The following is a 19,793-nucleotide window of genomic DNA, read 5'->3' as shown; positions in this document are numbered from 1 at the left end:
ACCAGTACATACTTGCTTGCTTACTTGAATGTAGCTATTACTTTTTTAGCCCTCAAAATTGATCAAATGTTGATCAGTGAAAAGACAGGTTTTCGTGACCGTGACTACCAAGTTGTCGTTAATTGTCATTAATGAACAGTCCGATGGTCATCTGGGTAATGCTAATAAAATCAATTGTCAACAATTTAGGAAAAATAGGTAACGGACTAAAATCTATATATGCACGGCCTGTCACGCCGGGGGTCGCGGGTTCGAGTCCCGTCCGCTCCGCCAACATTAAGAGATAAGCCTCATCGAAAGATGAGGCTTTTTTCGTTATGGCGTCGCGGATAATTCGTCCCAGTGACGCACATGCTTCGGGCTCGAAGCACATGGTTATCGTCATACCCAGCCATCCCAATTCCTACGAGTGTACGTTATTGTTATTCGGATCAGTCCGAGATAATTTTAATCTCTTAGCTTGTAGCTGACGCTCTATCCCTACTGGTAACGTCTATCTTTTTCTCGTCCTAATTGACTTAATATCGTTTATATTGAAGTATTTATTATTAAGCAGATACTTAAATTCCAAGAATGATTGAAATTGAGTAATTTGCCCCAAGATCGTCTTAAGTGCTGCAGTTTTGTAGCGTCCATCAATGAGGTCCATGCCATGCTTTATGATTTAACGGTTGTACAATTTAGCAAGATGCTGAAAAATTTAAGCGTTATTCTTGAAAAAGGCGAATGCTTCGCAAACCTCAAGAAAGTTGATATGTCGGTTCTATTAAACTCACGTTTAGCGCCGGATCAATTCAATCTTATTCGCCAAGTTCAAATTGCCTGCGATACTGCCAAAATTGGCGTAGCACGTTTGACTGATAACTTAGATACAGTACCAAAGCATGATGATAGCGAGACGACGCTGGCTGAGTTGCAAGCGCGTATTAGCTCGGTTTTGGATTATTTAGCGACGTTTAAAGCGGATGATTTTGCTAATGCGGCCACGATCCATGTCTCACAACCACGATGGGAAGGAAAATATCTTACAGGTTATGAGTTTGCCATTGAGCATGCTATTCCGAACATTTACTTCCATGTAACAACAGCCTACGCGATTTTGCGCCACAACGGTGTTGAAATTGGCAAGAAAGATTACCTCGGCGCTATGCCATATAAGTCGTAAATCTAGGCTAGATGTAGTACTGTTGCGTAGCCTAATTGTTGCGCAGCAGCGCTTTGCCGCTCGAGCTTACCAACCTTTCTGCATTACTACCTGTTCTTTCTCTACCTATGTTATGCCGCTTTGTCGCCGGGAAATTTAGGACTCGTTAGGGTTCTGTTGCGTCGATGAAGTCAATCAATACTCAGTTTTTCATTTCGACCTTATGTCTCGATCATCTTCATCCTATCAGCATGTATTTAATCTTGTTGGCTTAGGTGAATGATATGGACCGTAAGTTTATGAGTCGCCAAATTATCTGTTACATAAATAATGAATGGCGAATTGACTCATTATAGATGACCTGTTTTTTCGTCTAGAGCAGGGATTTACTGGAAGAGCCTATTTAAGGTTCTAATTAAAGGAGTTAGCTATGTCTATCGAATCTCAAGCCGTCGAGAGTCCTACGGATGCAACGACAACTGATTTACCGATGAAGAGCAAGAAAGCCAAAAAAGCCGCCATTACCAGTGGTTTGCGCCTCAAAGACAAGTTGACCCAAGATACTCGCCGCCGAATTGAAATTCTGCACGAGCAACGCCAACTATCCAATCGTTTCGGTGTGGATATTGAAATTGACTAAAGCCATTGGCTTGTCGCTAAGTATTGGATATCACATTTAGATATTTAGCCCGCATGTACAGCTTCACGACGTCCGTCGTGAAGCTTGCTCACTCTCCTTAAACATTCACTTCTTAAATTTATATTCCATTATTGTGACCATCTCGCCCATATAATCTTCCCGTGAAACCTTTGACCAACCAAGTGTCTGATAAAAGTCTGCTTTGTCTGCGGTAAACAAATATATTTTTTGTAATCCGAGTGCTTTGGCATAATCAACGACGGCATTGACTAATAATTTCCCTAAGCCTTTATTTCGATAGTGTGGATTAACATACACATTGGCCAGCCAAGGGCTGAGGTCGGTTCGGGTATCCATATCTGCTGCGGTTAATGAGGAGGAGCCCATGACTTGGTTAGCTTCTTCACAGATAAACATCTTAGGAATAGCGGCGTCAGTAAGGTACTCGCTCATCTGCTCAATGAGTGTGGTGACTGTGGCGTCCGCAGAACTTAAATGTGCCCATTCTTGATGATGCCATTGTGCCAGCTGTGGAATGTGCTGCGGGGCCGATTTTAGGTCGATAACTTTCATATAAATCTCTGGACTTGTGTTATGCAAAGGGCTTAATGGTGCGACATAGTGGCACGAATAATTAAGTCCGTTCGCTGGTCTGAATGATTTGGCGGCAGGATTAATTAAGCACGGTTTGGCTGAGTATACCGCTTAACTCGGGAGCGGCAGAAATACGCTGGCGTTAAGTCCGCCTTGTTTCGCATGGCTAAAACCGAGTTCGCCTTGATAACTGTCGACGATATCTTTGCAGATAGATAATCCTAAACCATGGCCCTGGATGCTTTCATCTAGCCGAATGCCGCGCTCAATGATAACGGACAGCGCGGCATCGGAGACGCCTTCGCCATCATCGCTGACTATGATCCCATAACCTGCGGTGGGAGCCGTTTGATGCACTATACGGATCTCAATGTTCTTGCGGCTATGCTTGCAGGCATTATCCAGCAAGTTGCCTAAGAGTTCGAGTAAGTCATCCCGATCAAATGGCATTACTAAGCCGCTCGTGTAATGGCTATGAATAATGCGGTCTGGGTAAATGCGCTGCATTACTTGAATCAGCGGCGCAAGATCGTCATCGAGCACGGTATAACGCCCTGGAGTTGACAGGCCGACAATCTTAGTGCGCTTAAGCTCTCTCTCGATGATGTGGTGCAGGTTTGCGAGCACTTTACTGCCCTCACTTCGCTGTTCTGGTGGAAGGCTTTCTAGGTAGGACTGCAGCCCTTGTAACGGACGTTTCATTTCGTGGGCTAAGTTACCCAAGGCATTACGGGAGCGTTGTACTCGCAGGCCCAATTGATTAACTAAGCGATCTATCTCTTCGATCAGCGGGACTATCTCGCTTGGCACTTGGTCAGGATTGATTTCTTGCCCTTGGGTGCGCATTTGCCGGATAGCTTCTGGCATCTGCTCTAAGGGTTTAAAACCGCGTTTAAGTAATTGATACTGTGCTATTAATAGAATGACAATCGTGAGCAACACGGCTGCGCTGGCAAAGGCTAAAAATTGCACTTGGGTTTGTTCGAGCTCGCTGATGTCTTCTGTCACCCACAGAGTAACTAATTGGTCATCTTTGATAACGGCCTGACTGAACATCAGCCAATGTTCTTTGCCGACAAACTCAGTGGCTTGGCGTTGTTCACCAGCGGTCAGCTTAAGCATGTTTACGTTATGGTCGAATAGGGAGCGTGAACGCAGAGTTTGCTCGCCGATTTGAATCGCAAAATAATGCCCAGAATTAACCCTGTGGTACACATTGGGCAAGCGGTCGGTGGTGAGCGCCCATGTGCCATCGGGATTATGATTCAGGGCGGAGATCAGGCTGTCGGCATCGTGTTGTAGACGCGAAGCGACAAAGTCTTGGGTTAATATTTGGATGCCTTGGTATAGAAAATATAATAACAGCACCATGGCAAAGGTGAGCGTGATCAGCAGATTGCGCGTCAGATAACCCTTGAGTGAATACACGCCTTTTACTCCTTGAGTCGATAACCTTGGCCGCGGCGGGTTTCGATATAATCCTTGCCTAAGCGCTGGCGCAGGCGGTTGACGTACACTTCGATGACATTGCTGTCTTTGATTTGATCTTCTTCGTAAATGCGTTCACTGAGCTCTGACTTAGAGACGATCTTGCTGGGATTGACCATTAAATAATGCAGTAGGCGATATTCAATCTTAGTCAGTTCTATCACTTCACCATCAACATTAGTGACGGCTTGTTTGTCGACATCGAGGGAGACACCTGCATGCTGCAACACATTGTCGGCGCGGCCAAAGTGGCGGCGGATCAACACTTCGAGCCTTGCGAGTAGTTCTTCAATGTGAAAAGGCTTGCCGAGGTAATCATCCGCACCCGCCTTGAGACCGTCGACCCGTTCGTGCCACGCATCACGTGCGGTGAGGATCAGCACTGGCATGGCTAAGCCTTTTTGTCGCCATTGGCCGAGGACTTGTAAACCGGGTTTGCCGGGTAAACCGAGATCGAGGATCACGGCTTCGAAGTTTTCTTCTTCGCCTAAAAAGGCGCCATCAATACCGTTATCGGCGTGCTCGACGGTATAACCCGCCTTGTTAAGGGCGGGAATCAGGCGCGCGACCAGATCGGTATCATCTTCAATCAATAGCAAACGCATCAGTCGACCTTTTCCTTTAGCCACTCGCCGGTTTTGGCGTCAATTTTGATTTCATACACTATGCCATCGTCACGGAGGATCTCGAGCTCGTAGATGATCCTGCCATGTTTTTGTTCGACTTCTAAGTCCAGCAGCCGCCCCTGCAGGCGTGATTCGTAACGTTGCATTATGGTGTCAAAGGGCAAAACCTTGCCCTCCTTAACCCACTCGACCACCTTGCTGGAAAGATCATCGTCGTGGGCATCAGTGCTTGGACTGCTAATCATCCCAGCGGCCAAAACCAGGAATATTAACGGTATCTTCATCGAATATGCCCTTCTCTGCGAGGTTGTGACAATTGCTGCATTGACTGAATGAGCCGACTTTGGGGTTATCTTGCACCATACGTCTTGGGATCTCATCGTGTTTGCCAATAAAATATGCCTGTTCTGTGATCTTCTGCGGCCCAGACCCTACGAGCAGCGGCGTGCTGTTTTTCATCACCTTACCATTTTGCGCCGCATGTTGAACCAGATATTCCTCAATTCTAGCAGTGACTTGAGGATCTAGGCTGGCGTTGTCACCAAAGTGATTCTCAAGATTTGCGGTAATGGCGCGCCACTTGTCGGCGGGGAGTAAATTGGCTGGATAGGCCATGTGGCAGCTACCACATTCTGCCGTGTATTCCGCATTCTGTGGAATGGCGCGGGTGAGCTCGCGGCCATCGTCCGCATAGCCTGTGCCAGTTAAGGTTAGGCTGACACCGATAACGCCAATGGCTAATGCCGCAGCTGTGAGTGATGAACCTAAGAACCAGCTAATAGGGTGTGCTTGTTTAGTCATGACATCTTCCTTTTTGTGCCGTTACCTTCTGTGGAAGGTATTGAAATTAATCGATCTAATTAAATTAGTTATTGAATGAGTAATACGGTCGAAATTTGGCGGCTATTGCAGGCTTAACCAGAGTAAGGCATCGCCTTTTTCCTGCGGCGTGCAGTCGCGTTTAAAGGTCCAGTTACAGTTACGGCTAAACCATTTCTCAATTTTGGCTGAGTCGGTTAACCGATCTGCGGTAATCGACGGCGCCATAGGGTCAATGGGTTTACGGGTATTTTGGTGCATCCCCATGCCAGTGACTTTGGCGGTATGGCAACTGGCGCAGCTGCGGCCGTCCATGTCCTGTAGCCAAAGCTTTTGTCCTGCGGCGGCGGTAAAGGGCCCAGCGCCTTGGGCTTGATAGCTTTGCAGTTGAGTGCCAATACGCTCGGCGCTAAGAGGCAGGCTTTGCACTTTACTGTTGGCGGCGCTAATGCTAAGGCTAGTCAGCAGCAAGGTAGAAATCGCGACAATGGCACGGCGACTTTTATTTGTGTGTCTGGTTAATCTGTTCATAGGGCATTCCTTTTGGGCTGGATGTCTTATTGCTAAGCAAAATGGCTAATGGATTAATCTTTTTGTTTCACAGGGCGTTGTTTCTTGCCCGTGACCATGGCTCTGACTAAGTTTTCTTTGTGCAATAGGCTGCTGACGATGACGCCGCCAACGTGGATGACCACAAGGAACACTGTGAAGTTGGCAAAGAATTCATGGACTTCTTTTATGGCGCCTTCGGGCCAAGTGGCGAAAAAGCTCGTGGCTAATGGGCCGTGTCCGTCGGTGGCGTACAGCGCCATGCCTGAGAATCCCGTGATGGCTATGCTGGCAATCAAGGCCACTATCATCATTGCCCCAGCGGGGTTATGGCCTATGTAGTCTTTGGCTTTGCCTGTGACTAGTCCTTTGAGGTACACCAGTACTTCTTTAGGGCGAGTGATAAAGTTGCTAAAGCGCGCATTGTGGGTACCCATCACGCCCCACAGCAGGCGAAACACCAGTAAAATTAAGATGCTATAACCTGCGTAACTGTGGATGGTCATCCATTCGTCTTCGCCTTCAGTGAGGTAGGCTAAGGTAAAAAATCCGACGAGTGACCAATGGAATATGCGGATCAACAGGTCCCAGACTTTGATGGTTTGCAGTGTGTTTGATGACATGGTGTGACGCTCCTAAGTGGGTTTAGGTGTAGGCTACTTAACCCAAACTTAAACCTCGCTTAAATTTTGAGGGGCGAACATTTATCGAATTGATAGGCTTGAGTGCCGCGCTTGCTCGGGTGGTGAGCCTTAAATGTCAACTCAAGTGTCCTTGTTAACCTATTGGTATTAAGGTAAATTCTGCCATCTCAACCGAGTGAAGGGATTAACTTATTTATGTCTACCGCCGTTATTCGCGCTTTCATCAGCCGCAATCCGAGTCGTAAATCCTTTTGTATTTATGCCGTTTTATTATTTTTGACCGAAGTCTTAATCGCCTTATATGCACCTGCGGGTTTTATTCGTGGTTTTGTGGGCGATGTATTGGTGGTGATCTTACTGTTTTGCATGGTGCGGGCTGTCGTTCCGGTTGCCAGCCCAGTAGAAAAGCCCCTAGCACAAAACACAGGCGAGGGTATTAAACGCTTTTTTCAAACGCCTTGGCTGGCGTTGGCGGTATTGCTGTTTGCCTTTGCTATCGAGTTTGGCCAATATTGGGGCTTAGTCGATAAGCTGGGCTTGGGCGGAAATCGTTTGGCGCGAATAGTGATAGGTAGCCATTTTGATCCACTTGATCTCGTGGCATATTTTGTCGGTTACTTGATCTTACTGGGCTGTTATTGGAAAAGCCGTCAGTCCTAGTATTTGAATCCGCAAGAGCCGCGTGACGTGTGTTTTCGCGGATAAGTAGGCGAGATAGGTAGGCGAGATAAGTGGGGTAAGGGATGCAGCCGATAACGGGGTTTTCACTGCTAACAACACGTACTGATGGACTTGAGCCTAATCCACTGAAAATGCCTTTGTATTTCAATGGCCAACCTACTCACTCTTTTATTGCAGGCCTAGTGATTGAAGGCCAATACCGCTGCGTTTTACCCAATAAAACCTCGGGGTATTTGGTCATCACTTCTTTCGATTGTCCCTTCGAAGAATCGACCGAGTTTAGTTTGCTTGATGAAGGGTTTAAGCTCATTGCGACAACCTCTTTGGCGCAAATGTACGATTCTTTTCTGCTTTATGCCCATTGGCCTATGACGGATAACCGACTGAGGTTGCACTATTACGGTCAGTTTGTGCTGGATTTAGTGATGACAACGGGCAATTCTTGGTTACCTTTTCAGCCAAAACTTAAACTGGTTGAAGTTGTCGATCCCCAAAGCGATCCACAAACAGCCTCCTCTCTTGCTGAATTAGCTCAGCGTTTAGCGCGGATTGATAATATAAACTGAGTGAGGTTTGAATTAAATTCAGTTAAACATGAAAGGGCTATTCGCCCTTTCATGTTTATCACTTGTATCGATTACTCATGCGGAAAGTTTTATAAGCTTGCTTGCAAAGACGTTTAAAAACCTAATAAAAGCTTCCTCACATCAGCTGGCTTGATCCCAAAAAACCTTTTAGAAGAAACCAAGAGGATTCACATCGTAACTTACCAAGAGATTCTTGGTATTTTGATAGTGGTTGAGCATCATCTTATGGGTTTCGCGGCCGATGCCGGATTTTTTGTAACCACCAAAGGCGGCATGGGCAGGATAGGCGTGGTAACAGTTAATCCACACGCGGCCCGCTTGAATGCCACGTCCCATACGTTGAGCCGTGTTCATATCACGTGTCCACACGCCAGCACCTAGGCCGTACTCAGTATCGTTCGCGATCGCTAAGGCTTCGGCTTCATCTTTAAAAGTGGTGACCGAAATGACGGGGCCGAAGATCTCCTCTTGGAAGATACGCATCTTATTGTGGCCTTTCATAATCGTCGGGCTGATGTAATAACCTTCGCTTTGGCCTCCATCGAGTTGGCAAAGTGTGCCGCCCAGTAGCACTTCTGCACCTTCAGCCTTACCTATGGCTAAGTAACTTAAGATTTTATCGAACTGTTCTTTAGAGGCTTGAGCGCCAACTTGAGTGTCGGTATCCAAGGGATCGCTTTGCTTAATGGTTTGCGCGCGGGCGAGCACTTTTTCAATAAAGCGATCAAAAATCGACTCTTGGATTAACACTCGTGATGGGCAAGTACAGACTTCGCCTTGGTTAAAGAAGGCCAGCAACATACCTTCGACGGCTTTATTTAAATATTCGTCCTCATGGTCCATCACATCGGCAAAAAACACGTTAGGCGACTTACCGCCAAGCTCAACGGTCGATGGAATTAAGGATTCAGCGGCGCATTTTAAAATGTGATAGCCAATTTCGGTGGAGCCCGTAAAGGCCAATTTAGCGATGCGTTTGCTGGTGGCCAAAGCTTGTCCTGCTTCGGCGCCAAAGCCGTTGACTACGTTAAGAATACCCGCGGGTAATAGGTCTTCAATCAGCTCGAGCAAGACCAGAATCGAGACTGGCGTCTGCTCCGCAGGCTTGAGTACCACACAGTTACCCGCCGCCAGCGCAGGAGCGATTTTCCATGCCGCCATCAAGAGCGGGAAGTTCCAAGGAATGATCTGCCCGACCACGCCCAAAGGCTCTGGGAAGTGATAGCTGACTGTGTTGCCGTCGATATCGGCGGCGCTGCCTTCCTGTGCGCGGATACAACCCGCAAAGTAGCGGAAGTGATCGACGAATAAGGGCAAGTCGGCATTTAAGGTTTCACGCACCGCTTTACCGTTTTCCCAGGTTTCGGCAACGGCTAAGTATTCGAGATTTTGCTCGACGCGATCGGCAATGCGCAGTAACAGGTTTGAGCGCTCGGTGACTGAGGTTTTACCCCATGCTTCTTTCGCTGCGTGAGCGGCATCTAATGCTAATTCAATATCTTGTGCATCGGATCGCGGGATTTGGCAAAAGTTTTGGCCATTCACGGGTGAGCGATTGTCGAAGTATTTGCCATTGACTGGGGCGACCCATTTTCCGCCGATAAAGTTGGCGTATTTTTCTTTGAAGTTAACGATTGCGCCTGCGGTTCCGGGTTGAGCATAAATCATAGAATCATTCCTTCTTGTTGATTGACTTAGTGTTCTCTTGCGTAACACTTTAGCGTTGCATACAAATGGATATCGCAAGGAGAGTGCCAAACTGGCAGGAGTTGTACACTTGTTGTGCTAACAGTATGATGAAAAGCTAATTTTGCAGATTTGAAACAGTATGGGCACTCAGGGAGAGAAGTGTGTCCTGTGGTTACTTTGTCATTGAGTGGCACACAGCAATTGTGCTGAAACGGAACACAGCTCGGGGGAGCACGGCTATGGCAGTTAAACCGCATTTACCATCGACACAGGCGTGGTTGGCCGATTCGTGGCAGCGCAGCATTGGCGCTGGCTTGTCAGAATTTCAGTTACCCCAGGAACTCAGGCTCGATGCTAGTGAACTAAAGCAGAAACATGAGCAATATCAAATGCTCATCACATTAGTGCAATCCCATGCCTTGCCTTTGTTTAATCAGTTGATGGCGCATTCTAATAGCCGACTCCTGCTCTCCGATGCCGAGGGTTATGTACTTAGGCATTGGGGCGTGAGCCGTTACTCCACAAAACTGGCGGATGTAGCTCTGGATATTGGGGTGAATTGGCTTGAGCAGCATAAGGGCACTAATGCGATAGGGACGGCGCTTACGGCCAAACAAGCGGTATCCGTGGTGGGTGAGCAGCATTTTATTCGCCAGAACCGTTTTATGAGTTGCACTGCTTGCCCGATATTTTCCCCCCAAGGTGAGATGCTCGGGGTGATTGATATCACCAGCGAGCAGCAAAGACATACCCAGCAGACGCTGATGTTAGTGTCCAGTTTGGCGCAGCAGGTCGAGACCGCGCTTTTGTGCCATCTGCCCGATAGTCATTATCGAATCGATTTAGCGGCGCAGCCAAACCTGTTGAATTCGGGTTGGCAGGGCATAGTGATTGCCGATAGCGATGGCCGCATCGTGGGTTGTAATCCCATGGCGAAACAATTGCTTAGCCATGCTAAGGTGGGCGATGCCGTCGAACAGTACTTAGGCGATAATTGGAGCCGTGTGGGCGGTTTTAATCAACATTTAGCTTTGCATTTACAGACTCAATCCTTAAATATTCCCAGCGCTAAGGGTCGAGTTGCGATTAGCAATAAATCGCTCAATCAATTGGGGGTTAGGTTTCGCGATCCTCTATTAGAACGCGCTTGGCAACATGCCAATAAGGTGATCACCAAGCAAATTCCGCTGCTAGTGCTCGGAGAAACGGGCGTCGGTAAAGAGCAGTTTGTTAAAAAGCTCCATGCCCAGAGTACGCGTCGCACCGAGCCTTTAGTGGCAGTGAATTGCGCCGCATTGCCCGCTGAATTAGTCGAATCTGAACTTTTTGGTTATCAGGCAGGCGCTTTTACTGGGGCAAACCGCACTGGATTTATCGGTAAAATTCGCCAAGCCCACGGCGGCTTTTTATTTTTAGATGAGATCGGTGAAATGCCGCTGGCGGCCCAGAGTCGTTTACTCAGAGTATTGCAAGAGCGCGAAGTGGTACCCGTTGGCAGTAATCAAAGCTTTAAAGTCGATATCCAAATCATTGCCGCAACCCATATGGATTTAGAACAACAGGTGACTCAAGGGCTGTTTCGGCAGGATTTATTCTATCGATTGAATGGTCTGCAAGTACGTTTACCTGCGCTGCGTGAGCGGCAGGATATCGAGCGTATTATCCATAAATTGCATCGTAAACATCGTATCGCCGCGCAGGATATCTGCCCAGAACTGTTAGGGAAAATGATGCAATACGACTGGCCGGGGAATTTGCGTGAGCTGGATAACCTCATGCAAGTCGCTTGCTTGATGGCAGAAGGGGACAATACCCTCAATTGGCAACATTTACCCGATTATCTGGCGGCCAAACTCACATGCGAGCCGTTAAAAGTCGGCCTGTTACAAGCTGCATCTTTATGTGAAGAATTTAAAGAGGTAAGTGGTCAACCTTCTGCATCACCCCTGCCAAGTGGTAAGTTCGCAGTGGAGCCGAATGTCACACAGGTTCAATCGGATTCCCTAAATGAGGCGATTTATAGCAATGTGCTGCAGGCATTTCAGGCCTGTAATGGCAATGTGAGCCAATGCGCTAAGCGTTTAGGGATCAGCCGTAATGCCTTGTACCGGCGATTAAAACAGATGGGGCTTAAGGATTAATGCTAGCTTACGGCTCTTGTTGTGAAGCTCAATCAATCGCTAAATATCTCTTAATCACCCCACGTTTATCCACTTCGCAATAGACTAAAACCGAGAGGTTTTAGTCCACAATCTCTAGCTTCAGTATCTGACAATGTGACTTTTTGTTGTTGCCAATTTATGTCTAATAGGTTTTATTGATTCGTATAATCGATAAAGATCGTTTCTTCTAATTACAAATTCAGAACTATACTGCGGGCAGGCAGAAAAGAGCTTGGCGTTATGCATAGAAGAGGAACTGTTATGCATCTTACTAAAAGCCTTTTAATTATTTCTATGGGTCTGACATTGAATGTACAGGCTCAAACTTTACCAACAAATACCCTGACACGTGACAATGGTGCACCTGTGGGTGATAACCAAAACTCGACCACAGCGGGCAGTAATGGCAGCGTGTTATTGCAAGATGTGCAGCTTATCCAGAAGCTACAACGCTTTGCCCGTGAACGTATTCCTGAGCGTGTCGTCCACGCCAGAGGCACAGGTGTCCATGGTGAGTTTGTATCGAGTGGCGATTTTAGTAACCTAACCCAAGCGGCGCCCTTTGCACAAAAAGGTAAAGTGACGCCCGTATTTGTGCGCTTTTCTACCGTGATCCACTCGAAAGGTTCGCCAGAAACGCTGCGTGATCCCCGTGGGTTTGCGACCAAATTTTATTCGGACCAAGGTAACTGGGACTTAGTAGGTAATAACTTACCCGTATTCTTCATTCGCGATGCGATCAAGTTTCCTGACATGGTGCATTCACTCAAACCATCGCCAGTGACCAATATGCAAGATCCGAATCGTTTCTTCGATTTTTTCAGTCACGAAGCGGGTTCAACCCATATGTTGACTCAGGTTTACAGTAACTTAGGTGTACCAGCCAGTTATCGTGAAATGGACGGTTTCGGTGTGCATGCGTACAAATTTGTGAATCGAGATAACCAAGTTAAATACGTGAAATTTAACTGGAAGAGTCTGCAAGGTGTTAAAGGCTTACGTCCCGATGAAGTGGTTAAAGTCCAAGGGCAAAACTTTAACCATTTAACCGATGATCTTTATAGTGAGATCAACAAGGGTAACTATCCTAAGTGGGATCTGTACGTTCAATTACTCGACCCGACTGAGCTTAATAATTTTGATTACAACCCGTTAGATGCCACTAAGGTGTGGCTAGATGTGCCAGAACAAAAAGTGGGCACTATGACGCTGAACCGCATGCCTGCAAACTTCTTCCAAGAGACTGAGCAAGCGGCATTTGCGCCATCGAATTTGATCCCAGGGATTGAGCCTTCGGAAGACAGATTACTGCAAGGCCGTATGTTCTCCTACGCCGATACTCAGCTGTATCGACTCGGCACGAATTTGTCGCAATTGCCGATTAATAAACCCTTAGTGGCGGTGGCAAACCACAACCAAGAAGGTGCGGGCAATATGGGGCATACCCAGTCCGATGTGAACTATCAACCGAGCGTACATTTAGCCTTGGCCGAAGATAATCGTTATCGTGCGGTAACAACTGCGCTGACGGGGACTGTGCAACAGACGGCTATTAGCAAGCAGGATAACTTTAGCCAAGCGGGCGTCTTTTATCGCAGCTTGAGCAAGCAAGATAGAGCAGATCTGATCACTAACTTGGCCGGTGACTTAGGTAAAGTGAACGATACCAATGTGAAACATCAGATGCTCAGTCACTTTTATCGTGCAGATCCAGAGTTTGGTGAGCGTTTAACCAAGGCCGTAAAGGGTGATTTGGCTGACGTTAAACAACGTTCAATCTGATTTTGTTATTTTTAGGACTATTTTGGTCGCAGAGATTTGCGCGTTAACAGTCCGAACCCAGTAAGTCCCGCAAGACGTAAACAAGCTCTTTTCTGCCCAGTTTAAGAGGGCGTCTTGCGGGCATTTCGTCACGTCTCATTGTTTAAATCTCTATTTTAGCTGTGCTGGGAGCCATTGATGAAACACACTATTGCTATCTTATTATTGATTATTGTGGCCCTGAGTATGTCGGTGGCAATGGGGGCGGGTTCGCTTCAAGCGCCATTGGTTACACCCGCAACTGTCAGTCAAACGGACGAGCCCGATACCGCACAAGTACAATTGCTGGTGGACTACTTTTTTGCTGCAGCGCGTACCGGCGATATCACAGTGCTTGAGCATTTTCTCGATGCAGGCTTCCCTATTGACCAGAGAAATAGTCAAACCTATACCGCGCTAATGGTGGCGGCCTATAACGGCCAAGAGGCTGCAACGGATTTATTGCTTGAGCATGGTGCTAATGCTTGTTTGCAAGATAAGCGTGGTAATACGGCAATGATGGGCGCTGTGATTAAGGCCGAATTCACTATCGTAAAGCGGCTATACGCGAAAGAATGCGATGCGAACCTAACGAATAATGCCGGAATGACCTTGACTGAGTTTGCCCGCTACTGGGGTCAAAGCGGCGCTTTACAGCAGGCGAGTTTAAAGCAATAAAGACGCTAGATCTTACCATCTCTTGCGCTCGATCACTCTGGGTCATTATCTTTAATCTGTTTAGATCTCAGCATTTACTATTAGCAATAAGTCTGCTTGTTAATGATGTCTATGCCTTTTATGGTAACTTTTTGAATATCGTTTAATACGGTTTGGCTTTCGGAGAGCGATTTATGTTTGATGCCTTACTACTGACGCAAGAAGATAAACGTACGTTTGCTCAAGTTTCACAAATCACAGATGCTGATTTGCCAGAAGGGGAAGTCTTGGTTGATGTCGCCTATTCCTCGCTGAATTATAAAGATGGTTTAGCTGTGACGGGGACGGGCAAAATCATTCGTCAGTTTCCTATGGTACCAGGCATCGATTTTGCGGGCGTGGTGCGCGAATCGACGGATGCAAGATACCAAGTTGGCGATCAGGTGATTTTGACGGGCTGGGGCGTGGGCGAAAACCACTGGGGTGGTATGGCGCAAAAAGCGCGAGTTAAAGCCGACTGGCTGGTGCCCATGCCGCAAGGTTGTGATGCCGCTAAATCCATGATGATAGGCACGGCTGGGCTTACGGCTATGTTGTGCGTGCAAACGCTGCAGCAGGCTGGGGTAACACCGCAAAGTGGGGATATTCTTGTTACAGGTGCCAGTGGTGGTGTGGGTTCTGTGGCGGTGACTTTGCTCGCCAATGCTGGCTATCGTGTGGTCGCCTGCAGTGGTCGAGTTGAACAGAATGCGCCTTTATTGAAGGAGCTTGGCGCCTCAGAAGTGATTGATCGCAGTGAGCTTGAACAAGATGCTAAGCCGCTTGAGGCGCAGCGCTGGGCGGGTGTGGTCGATACCGTTGGCAACAAGATCCTCGCCAAAGCATTAGCGCAAATGCAATACGGTGGTGCAGCCGCTATCTGTGGTTTAGCGGGCGGTTTTGCATTACCAACAACCGTTATGCCGTTTATTTTACGGGGTGTTAGCCTACTGGGAATCGACTCCGTTTCTTGTCCATTCGAGAAGCGAAAAGCGGCGTGGGAAGCTGTGATTAAAGCACTACCCGCACATTTTTATCAGCAAGCTTGTCAGCAGATATCACTGGCAGAGGTGCCTGATTTCGCGAATAAAATTATCCAAGGCCAAGTCACTGGACGTGTATTAGTTAAGCTGTAATCCCGTTTCCTACGTTTTAACACGATGGCAACACTGAGGTGTTGCCAATTACGACTAATTAGTTCTGCCTCCTATACTTGTTCTTCATATCGGCTATTTCGGTAGTGTAATCGTCACTTTAAGGCCCGTCGGTATACGGTTCTCGGCTTTAATCTTACCTTTGTGGGCGGTAATCGCCGCTTCAGTGATTGCCAGCCCAAGTCCCCAGCCACCGCTTTCTCTCTGTCTTGCCGAGTCGGGGCGGTAGAAAGGTTTAAAAATGGCATCGAGTTCGGCGGCATCTATGCCTGGACCATCGTCTTTTATGGTAATTTGTACTTGATCAGCCGTCGCACTCGCCTGCAGGTGAATATCGCTTGCGGCATAACGGATCGCGTTACGCAGCAGGTTTTCAATCGCGCGGGAAAGTGATTTAGGAAAATGCGCTAACTCAATTTCTTCATCGATATCGATAGTAATGCTTTTACCTTGCTGTTCTGCTTCAAATTCCGCATCGTCTAAAACTTGGCTCAGGGATTCGGCCAAGCCTAAATGTACTTTGGTTTCGTTAGTACTGAGCTTGACCCGCGAGAGCTCTAACAATTCACTGATAAGCATTTCGAGTTGCTCAGCTTCATAACCTATGCGTTCCGTTTCGGTGGTCTGCTGACCTTTTTTACGGGCGAGGGCTAGGGATAACTGTAGCCGCGTCAATGGGGTGCGTAGTTCATGGGAAATATCCCCCATGAGCCGCTGCTGATTATTCACCATAGCTTCGATGGAGTCGGCCATGCTGTTAAAAGCCGTGGCGAGCTGACCAATTTCGTCGTTGCGCTGAGTGGTGGACTTATCGACTCGGTGACTTAAGTCACCCTCAGCGAGGGCATTAGCACTCTTTTTAAGTGAATTTAATGCCTTACCTAAATGCCACGCGAGCAAGCCACATAATAATCCCGAAAGGAAAATCGCCAGACTTAAGGTTAATAACTTATTTTCGGCGAAGAAGAAGAACCAAGGCCGTGGATGGTTATCTGGTAGGCGACCATAAAGTGAATAGGTCTCGGCGCCCAGATTAAATTGATAGGGACCAAACACCAGCTCATCTTTAAACTGATGGCTAATCGGTTGTTTTTCTTCATCTGCCATCAGCATAAAGCTGCGTACACCGCGACTCACCCTGTGTGTGTTGACGACTTGGCCTTGGCTGTTGACAAGATAGACCCGCAGAGGTTTGCCTTCCATGTCTCTGTGTCTTTCCCAGCGCCGAAGAAAATCGGATTCCAGCAAGGCGGGGTTTTCTTGAATGCGCTTAGCTATCGTCGATAGGACTTTTTCAAGGTGAGGTGGTAGTGGTGCACGGTCGTGATTTTGTTGTAGCAATGGTAACAGACCCACTAAGGCGATGATTAGCGAGCTGCAAAGCCAAAATCCGAGCAATAATTTGATAAATAAACGATTAGGCACAGTCGATACCGCCGTTATGGGAGCCAAATATAACCTTTGCCACGGATGGTTTTCACCCTTGGCCGACCATCGCTACGCTCGGGGAGTTTTTTACGTAGATTCGATAAATGCATGTCTAAGCTGCGATCGAAGGGCATGAGTTTTTTGCCGAGCACTTTTTCGTTTAACTCTTCCTTGTTCATCAACTCTCCAGCGTGCAGTGCTAGGGTGTGCAGCAGAGTGAATTCGGTGCCTGTGAGTATGATTAATTGCTCATTACAGTAAGCTTCTTGGCGCGATGGATCTAAGCGCAGATCGCCAAACTCTTGGGCGGGCGCGGCATGGATTTCTTGGGTTGTTAAGTTCGAACGACGAATAATGGCGCGGATACGGGCAATTAATTCTCTGTCATTAAATGGTTTTGGCAGGTAATCGTCGGCGCCTATCTCAAGCCCAACCACGCGATCGATTTCATCGCCACGGGCGGTCAACATTAATACTGGGGTTTGTTTATGTTGGCGCAGTGCGCGTAGCACTTCAAAACCGTTTAATTTAGGTAGCATGACATCGAGTAGGATCAGATCGTAATCTGCGGTCAGTGCCAGATCTAAACCTTGTTTACCATCGTAGGCCAAGGTTAATTGAAACCCTTCTAACTCGAGCAGTTGCCCTAGTAGCTCAGATAACCCCAGATCGTCATCGATTAATAATATCCGACTCATACTGTTCCTTAATCTCAGTAATGTGGCCTCATGTGCCTGTTTATCATAGGCACTTTTAGCGCTTTGGCTGAGTATACCTGTTTTGATGTCAATTGCTGTGTAGCAATGTAAGCCAAAGTAAAGAATAGAGTTATTGCCGCAACTTTACAGTGATTTACTCAGGCAACGCCCTCACTTACATATAGGGGTTTAGACTGGAAGGGTCGAAAGTGACTCGGCTTAAAAGGGTCGTCACTGTGTCTTATTACTTGCCATATTAAAGTTGAACCATCGAGGTTAACACTATGAAAACATTATCACCTTTGAAAGCGAGCCTGTTTGCCATTCTAGCGAGTTCTGCGGTTTTCGCGACGGCAGTTAATGCTGCACCTAAGGATGCTGGCTGCGACTTCTCTAAATCTGAATTCCATAAAGGCGACCGCATGGAACATGGCGGCCGACATATGGACCACGGTGGCATGCATCGTATGTTTGAAGGGCTCGATTTAACGGATGCCCAGAAAGCTGACGTCAAAAAGTTGTTTGCCGATCAGAAAGCCACGCGCGCTGATAATCGTCCAACGAAAGAGGAACGCTTGGCACATCGCACTGAGATGCAGGCCTTAATTACCGCGCCTAGTTTTGATGAAACACAAGCAAAGGCACTGATGAGTGCGCAGCAAGAGCAGCGTCAAACTCAAGCCATTGAACGTATGAAGCTGCATAATCAAATATTTAATCTGCTGACACCAGAGCAGCAAGCTAAGTTTAAAGCGCGATTTGAAGCACAAGCTGGTAAAGAACCTCGCGGTTAAGCGTCTTAGCTGATATACAATAGGGTCATAGCTTCCCAAGATAGATCCCTTATGACTCAAACTTCCCAATACGATTTTTGGGTCAAACTGGCTAGCCGCGCTTCCGTGGCTACCGCTTTGATCCTTATTCTTATCAAGATGTTCGCTTGGCTTTATTCCGGCTCTGCCAGTATGTTGGCATCTTTGACGGATTCCTTTGCCGATGCTCTCGCTTCTATTATCAATTTTATTGCCATTCGTTACGCGCTTGTGCCGCCGGATCATGACCACAGATATGGCCATGGTAAGGCTGAGCCGTTAGCGTCTCTAGCGCAATCTGCCTTTATTATGGGCTCCGCATTTTTATTACTTTTCTATGGTGGCGAGCGTCTATTAACACCTGTTCCGGTTGAAAATGCCACCATAGGTGTAGTTGTTTCTATCATAGCGATTGTGATGACGTTAGCTTTAGTCATGTTGCAGAAACGCGCATTAGCGGCGACAAAAAGTACTGTGGTTGAAGCTGATTCGCTGCACTATAAATCAGATTTATTCCTTAATGGTGCGGTATTGTTGGCATTAGTATTAGCGCAATACGGTTGGTGGTGGGCTGACGGTTTATTTGCGGTAATGATTGCATTTTATATTGGTCATCAAGCCTTTGGCTTAGGTTATCGCTCAATTCAAGCCTTGTTAGACAGAGAGCTAGACGAAGAAACTCGCCAGCAAATCACGCAAATCGCGATGGAAGATCCACGGGTGCAAGGATTGCATGATTTACGCACTCGTCAAGCAGGCAAAACTGTTTTTATTCAATTTCATTTAGAACTCGATGGCAATTTGAGTTTGAATGAAGCCCACAGTATTGCCGATACAACAGGGATAAGAGTCAAAGCCGCCTTCGAAGATGCTGAGGTGATTATTCACCAAGATCCAGTCAAACCTGAAGTCAACGAAACATAAATTAAGGGCAAGCTATGGCATGGATGCAGAAGCAAAGTCACAGATGGGATCATTCCACTCGATTGATATGTCGCTATCATAGGCTATCGACTCGCTTTGAGTTGATAGCCGAATCTGTGATTTCTGACATTAGCATCCCTATGAGTACAGAAATCACGCTCCTGATGGAACAGAAACCTTCGATAGTAAATCAAGCGGATAGTACCGTATCTCCTGTGATAGCGGGGGCTTGGAGTCAGTTAGTCCTGCGTAAACATCTTTATTACTTACCGCAGAAAATTGATCTCGACATTGCTAACCAAGCTTATCGAGTCCATGTCTGGCCATTATTTCTTTAGCGTACACGTATTACTTGTGTGGCGTCTGGCAGAGTTGTCGTATCCGAATATTTGGATGTGAGAAGGCGTCGTTCCCTCATCCGTTGGCTATATGCGAGTTTTATAGGGCTGTTGCGGGTGTTAGGTTAAAGTTATTAATAGTTTCAATTTAAAAATAATACTTACAGTAAATATTATTTAGCCACATAACGAATAACAATAACTTCCATTTTCCGACTCAAGCTGAATCAATGCTGTATGATTTGTATTTTGATAATTTAAACCATGACACTTCTGAATTGCTTATTGTAATATCCGCGCCGTCTAATACTTTCGTTAAA

21 protein-coding genes and 1 pseudogene are annotated in these 19,793 nt (G+C 46.9%); 11 read left to right on the top strand and 11 right to left on the bottom strand.

What is annotated here, in order from left to right; translation table 11 throughout:
• Positions 1-118: 118 nt before the first annotated feature.
• Positions 119-385 carry a hypothetical protein gene (locus tag ACHA99_RS22470; RefSeq protein WP_393945084.1) on the bottom strand — a complete coding sequence of 89 codons (267 nt, stop codon included), beginning with the start codon at positions 383-385 and terminating at the stop codon, positions 119-121.
• A 267-nt stretch (positions 386-652) separates the two neighbouring features.
• On the opposite strand from ACHA99_RS22470, the gene ACHA99_RS22465 reads away from it, so the two are divergent.
• On the top strand, positions 653-1,165 hold the full coding sequence (locus tag ACHA99_RS22465; RefSeq protein WP_105251047.1) for a DUF1993 family protein: 513 nt from the start codon (positions 653-655) through the stop codon (positions 1,163-1,165).
• A 409-nt stretch (positions 1,166-1,574) separates the two neighbouring features.
• Positions 1,575-1,784, top strand: a complete 210-nt coding sequence (locus ACHA99_RS22460) for a hypothetical protein (protein ID WP_105251048.1) — start codon at positions 1,575-1,577, stop codon at positions 1,782-1,784.
• Positions 1,785-1,889: 105 nt separating this feature from the next.
• Here the strand turns inward: ACHA99_RS22460 and ACHA99_RS22455 are convergent, their stop codons facing one another.
• The 7 genes from ACHA99_RS22455 to ACHA99_RS22425 form a co-directional block, all read right to left on the bottom strand.
• On the bottom strand, positions 1,890-2,357 hold the full coding sequence (locus ACHA99_RS22455; RefSeq protein WP_393945082.1) for a GNAT family N-acetyltransferase: 468 nt from the start codon (positions 2,355-2,357) through the stop codon (positions 1,890-1,892).
• 132 nt (positions 2,358-2,489) lie between these two features.
• A complete protein-coding gene (locus ACHA99_RS22450) occupies positions 2,490-3,806 on the bottom strand; it encodes a sensor histidine kinase (RefSeq protein WP_393945080.1) in 1,317 nt (438 codons plus the stop codon).
• A 5-nt stretch (positions 3,807-3,811) separates the two neighbouring features.
• On the bottom strand, positions 3,812-4,471 hold the full coding sequence (locus ACHA99_RS22445; RefSeq protein WP_006079718.1) for a response regulator transcription factor: 660 nt from the start codon (positions 4,469-4,471) through the stop codon (positions 3,812-3,814).
• The gene (locus tag ACHA99_RS22440; protein WP_011787607.1) at positions 4,471-4,737 is read right to left on the bottom strand and encodes a PepSY domain-containing protein; all 267 of its coding nucleotides are present in this window, start codon (positions 4,735-4,737) and stop codon (positions 4,471-4,473) included. The genes ACHA99_RS22445 and ACHA99_RS22440 overlap by 1 nt, the downstream gene beginning before the upstream one ends.
• The gene (locus tag ACHA99_RS22435; protein ID WP_393945076.1) at positions 4,730-5,293 is read right to left on the bottom strand and encodes a diacylglycerol kinase; all 564 of its coding nucleotides are present in this window, start codon (positions 5,291-5,293) and stop codon (positions 4,730-4,732) included. The genes ACHA99_RS22440 and ACHA99_RS22435 overlap by 8 nt, the downstream gene beginning before the upstream one ends.
• Before the next feature lie 102 nt (positions 5,294-5,395).
• A complete protein-coding gene (locus tag ACHA99_RS22430) occupies positions 5,396-5,842 on the bottom strand; it encodes a DUF1924 domain-containing protein (protein WP_393945074.1) in 447 nt (148 codons plus the stop codon).
• Positions 5,843-5,895: 53 nt separating this feature from the next.
• Entirely contained in the window at positions 5,896-6,483 is a 588-nt protein-coding gene (locus ACHA99_RS22425; protein ID WP_393945072.1) for a cytochrome b/b6 domain-containing protein, read from the bottom strand.
• 216 nt (positions 6,484-6,699) lie between these two features.
• Here ACHA99_RS22425 and ACHA99_RS22420 point away from each other — a divergent pair, with 216 nt between their 5' ends.
• Both ACHA99_RS22420 and ACHA99_RS22415 read left to right on the top strand, forming a co-directional pair.
• Positions 6,700-7,164 carry a DUF2809 domain-containing protein gene (locus ACHA99_RS22420; protein WP_393945070.1) on the top strand — a complete coding sequence of 155 codons (465 nt, stop codon included), beginning with the start codon at positions 6,700-6,702 and terminating at the stop codon, positions 7,162-7,164.
• A gap of 83 nt (positions 7,165-7,247) precedes the next feature.
• Positions 7,248-7,751, top strand: coding sequence for a hypothetical protein (locus tag ACHA99_RS22415; RefSeq protein ID WP_286993348.1), 504 nt, complete (start codon positions 7,248-7,250; stop codon positions 7,749-7,751).
• 168 nt (positions 7,752-7,919) lie between these two features.
• Here ACHA99_RS22415 and ACHA99_RS22410 read toward each other — a convergent pair whose 3' ends face one another.
• Positions 7,920-9,440 carry an aldehyde dehydrogenase family protein gene (locus ACHA99_RS22410; protein ID WP_393945067.1) on the bottom strand — a complete coding sequence of 507 codons (1,521 nt, stop codon included), beginning with the start codon at positions 9,438-9,440 and terminating at the stop codon, positions 7,920-7,922.
• Positions 9,441-9,700: 260 nt separating this feature from the next.
• Here ACHA99_RS22410 and ACHA99_RS22405 point away from each other — a divergent pair, with 260 nt between their 5' ends.
• The 4 genes from ACHA99_RS22405 (at position 9,701) to ACHA99_RS22390 (ending at position 15,255) form a co-directional block, all read left to right on the top strand.
• Positions 9,701-11,602, top strand: a complete 1,902-nt coding sequence (locus tag ACHA99_RS22405) for a sigma-54-dependent Fis family transcriptional regulator (protein WP_393945065.1) — start codon at positions 9,701-9,703, stop codon at positions 11,600-11,602.
• A 282-nt stretch (positions 11,603-11,884) separates the two neighbouring features.
• Complete coding sequence (locus tag ACHA99_RS22400; protein ID WP_393945063.1) at positions 11,885-13,405, top strand: catalase; 1,521 nt, start codon at positions 11,885-11,887, stop codon at positions 13,403-13,405.
• Between the two features lie 177 nt (positions 13,406-13,582).
• The gene (locus ACHA99_RS22395; RefSeq protein WP_105251059.1) at positions 13,583-14,101 is read left to right on the top strand and encodes an ankyrin repeat domain-containing protein; all 519 of its coding nucleotides are present in this window, start codon (positions 13,583-13,585) and stop codon (positions 14,099-14,101) included.
• Between the two features lie 173 nt (positions 14,102-14,274).
• Positions 14,275-15,255: an MDR family oxidoreductase gene (locus ACHA99_RS22390; protein WP_393945061.1), complete on the top strand. Its 981-nt coding sequence runs from the start codon at positions 14,275-14,277 to the stop codon at positions 15,253-15,255.
• 93 nt (positions 15,256-15,348) lie between these two features.
• Here ACHA99_RS22390 and ACHA99_RS22385 read toward each other — a convergent pair whose 3' ends face one another.
• Both ACHA99_RS22385 and ACHA99_RS22380 read right to left on the bottom strand, forming a co-directional pair.
• Positions 15,349-16,725 carry an ATP-binding protein gene (locus ACHA99_RS22385; protein WP_393945059.1) on the bottom strand — a complete coding sequence of 459 codons (1,377 nt, stop codon included), beginning with the start codon at positions 16,723-16,725 and terminating at the stop codon, positions 15,349-15,351.
• Positions 16,713-17,399 (bottom strand): response regulator, encoded by a 687-nt coding sequence (locus ACHA99_RS22380; protein ID WP_105251061.1) that lies wholly within the window; start codon positions 17,397-17,399, stop codon positions 16,713-16,715. The genes ACHA99_RS22385 and ACHA99_RS22380 overlap by 13 nt, the downstream gene beginning before the upstream one ends.
• 284 nt (positions 17,400-17,683) lie before the next feature.
• Here ACHA99_RS22380 and ACHA99_RS22375 point away from each other — a divergent pair, with 284 nt between their 5' ends.
• From ACHA99_RS22375 to ACHA99_RS22365, 3 genes and pseudogenes are all read left to right on the top strand, one after another.
• Positions 17,684-18,193, top strand: coding sequence for a Spy/CpxP family protein refolding chaperone (locus ACHA99_RS22375; protein ID WP_113941370.1), 510 nt, complete (start codon positions 17,684-17,686; stop codon positions 18,191-18,193).
• A 51-nt stretch (positions 18,194-18,244) separates the two neighbouring features.
• Complete coding sequence (locus tag ACHA99_RS22370; RefSeq protein WP_131525141.1) at positions 18,245-19,135, top strand: cation diffusion facilitator family transporter; 891 nt, start codon at positions 18,245-18,247, stop codon at positions 19,133-19,135.
• Positions 19,136-19,149: 14 nt separating this feature from the next.
• Positions 19,150-19,602: pseudogene (locus tag ACHA99_RS22365) on the top strand (hypothetical protein).
• Positions 19,603-19,793 lie beyond the last annotated feature (191 nt).

This window comes from Shewanella sp. S23-S33 (assembly GCF_043359565.1).
GTDB classification, from domain to species: Bacteria; Pseudomonadota; Gammaproteobacteria; order Enterobacterales; family Shewanellaceae; genus Shewanella; species Shewanella oncorhynchi.
The sequence above is the reverse complement of the archived record's forward strand: the minus strand, read 5'-3'. Positions and strand labels throughout refer to the sequence as shown.

What these genes read in the sequence shown, in the direction of transcription:
- ACHA99_RS22405 (WP_393945065.1), top strand. Translation starts at nt 9,701, where the DNA reads ATGGCAGTTAAACCGCATTTACCATCGACACAGGCGTGGTTGGCCGAT.
- ACHA99_RS22465 (WP_105251047.1), top strand. Translation starts at nt 653, where the DNA reads ATGCTTTATGATTTAACGGTTGTACAATTTAGCAAGATGCTGAAAAAT.
- ACHA99_RS22410 (WP_393945067.1), bottom strand. Translation starts at nt 9,440, where the DNA reads ATGATTTATGCTCAACCCGGAACCGCAGGCGCAATCGTTAACTTCAAA.
- ACHA99_RS22415 (WP_286993348.1), top strand. Translation starts at nt 7,248, where the DNA reads ATGCAGCCGATAACGGGGTTTTCACTGCTAACAACACGTACTGATGGA.
- ACHA99_RS22370 (WP_131525141.1), top strand. Translation starts at nt 18,245, where the DNA reads ATGACTCAAACTTCCCAATACGATTTTTGGGTCAAACTGGCTAGCCGC.
- ACHA99_RS22430 (WP_393945074.1), bottom strand. Translation starts at nt 5,842, where the DNA reads ATGAACAGATTAACCAGACACACAAATAAAAGTCGCCGTGCCATTGTC.
- ACHA99_RS22455 (WP_393945082.1), bottom strand. Translation starts at nt 2,357, where the DNA reads ATGAAAGTTATCGACCTAAAATCGGCCCCGCAGCACATTCCACAGCTG.
- ACHA99_RS22460 (WP_105251048.1), top strand. Translation starts at nt 1,575, where the DNA reads ATGTCTATCGAATCTCAAGCCGTCGAGAGTCCTACGGATGCAACGACA.
- ACHA99_RS22420 (WP_393945070.1), top strand. Translation starts at nt 6,700, where the DNA reads ATGTCTACCGCCGTTATTCGCGCTTTCATCAGCCGCAATCCGAGTCGT.
- ACHA99_RS22425 (WP_393945072.1), bottom strand. Translation starts at nt 6,483, where the DNA reads ATGTCATCAAACACACTGCAAACCATCAAAGTCTGGGACCTGTTGATC.
- ACHA99_RS22445 (WP_006079718.1), bottom strand. Translation starts at nt 4,471, where the DNA reads ATGCGTTTGCTATTGATTGAAGATGATACCGATCTGGTCGCGCGCCTG.
- ACHA99_RS22470 (WP_393945084.1), bottom strand. Translation starts at nt 385, where the DNA reads ATGACGATAACCATGTGCTTCGAGCCCGAAGCATGTGCGTCACTGGGA.
- ACHA99_RS22390 (WP_393945061.1), top strand. Translation starts at nt 14,275, where the DNA reads ATGTTTGATGCCTTACTACTGACGCAAGAAGATAAACGTACGTTTGCT.
- ACHA99_RS22395 (WP_105251059.1), top strand. Translation starts at nt 13,583, where the DNA reads ATGAAACACACTATTGCTATCTTATTATTGATTATTGTGGCCCTGAGT.
- ACHA99_RS22400 (WP_393945063.1), top strand. Translation starts at nt 11,885, where the DNA reads ATGCATCTTACTAAAAGCCTTTTAATTATTTCTATGGGTCTGACATTG.
- ACHA99_RS22375 (WP_113941370.1), top strand. Translation starts at nt 17,684, where the DNA reads ATGAAAACATTATCACCTTTGAAAGCGAGCCTGTTTGCCATTCTAGCG.
- ACHA99_RS22435 (WP_393945076.1), bottom strand. Translation starts at nt 5,293, where the DNA reads ATGACTAAACAAGCACACCCTATTAGCTGGTTCTTAGGTTCATCACTC.
- ACHA99_RS22380 (WP_105251061.1), bottom strand. Translation starts at nt 17,399, where the DNA reads ATGAGTCGGATATTATTAATCGATGACGATCTGGGGTTATCTGAGCTA.
- ACHA99_RS22440 (WP_011787607.1), bottom strand. Translation starts at nt 4,737, where the DNA reads ATGATTAGCAGTCCAAGCACTGATGCCCACGACGATGATCTTTCCAGC.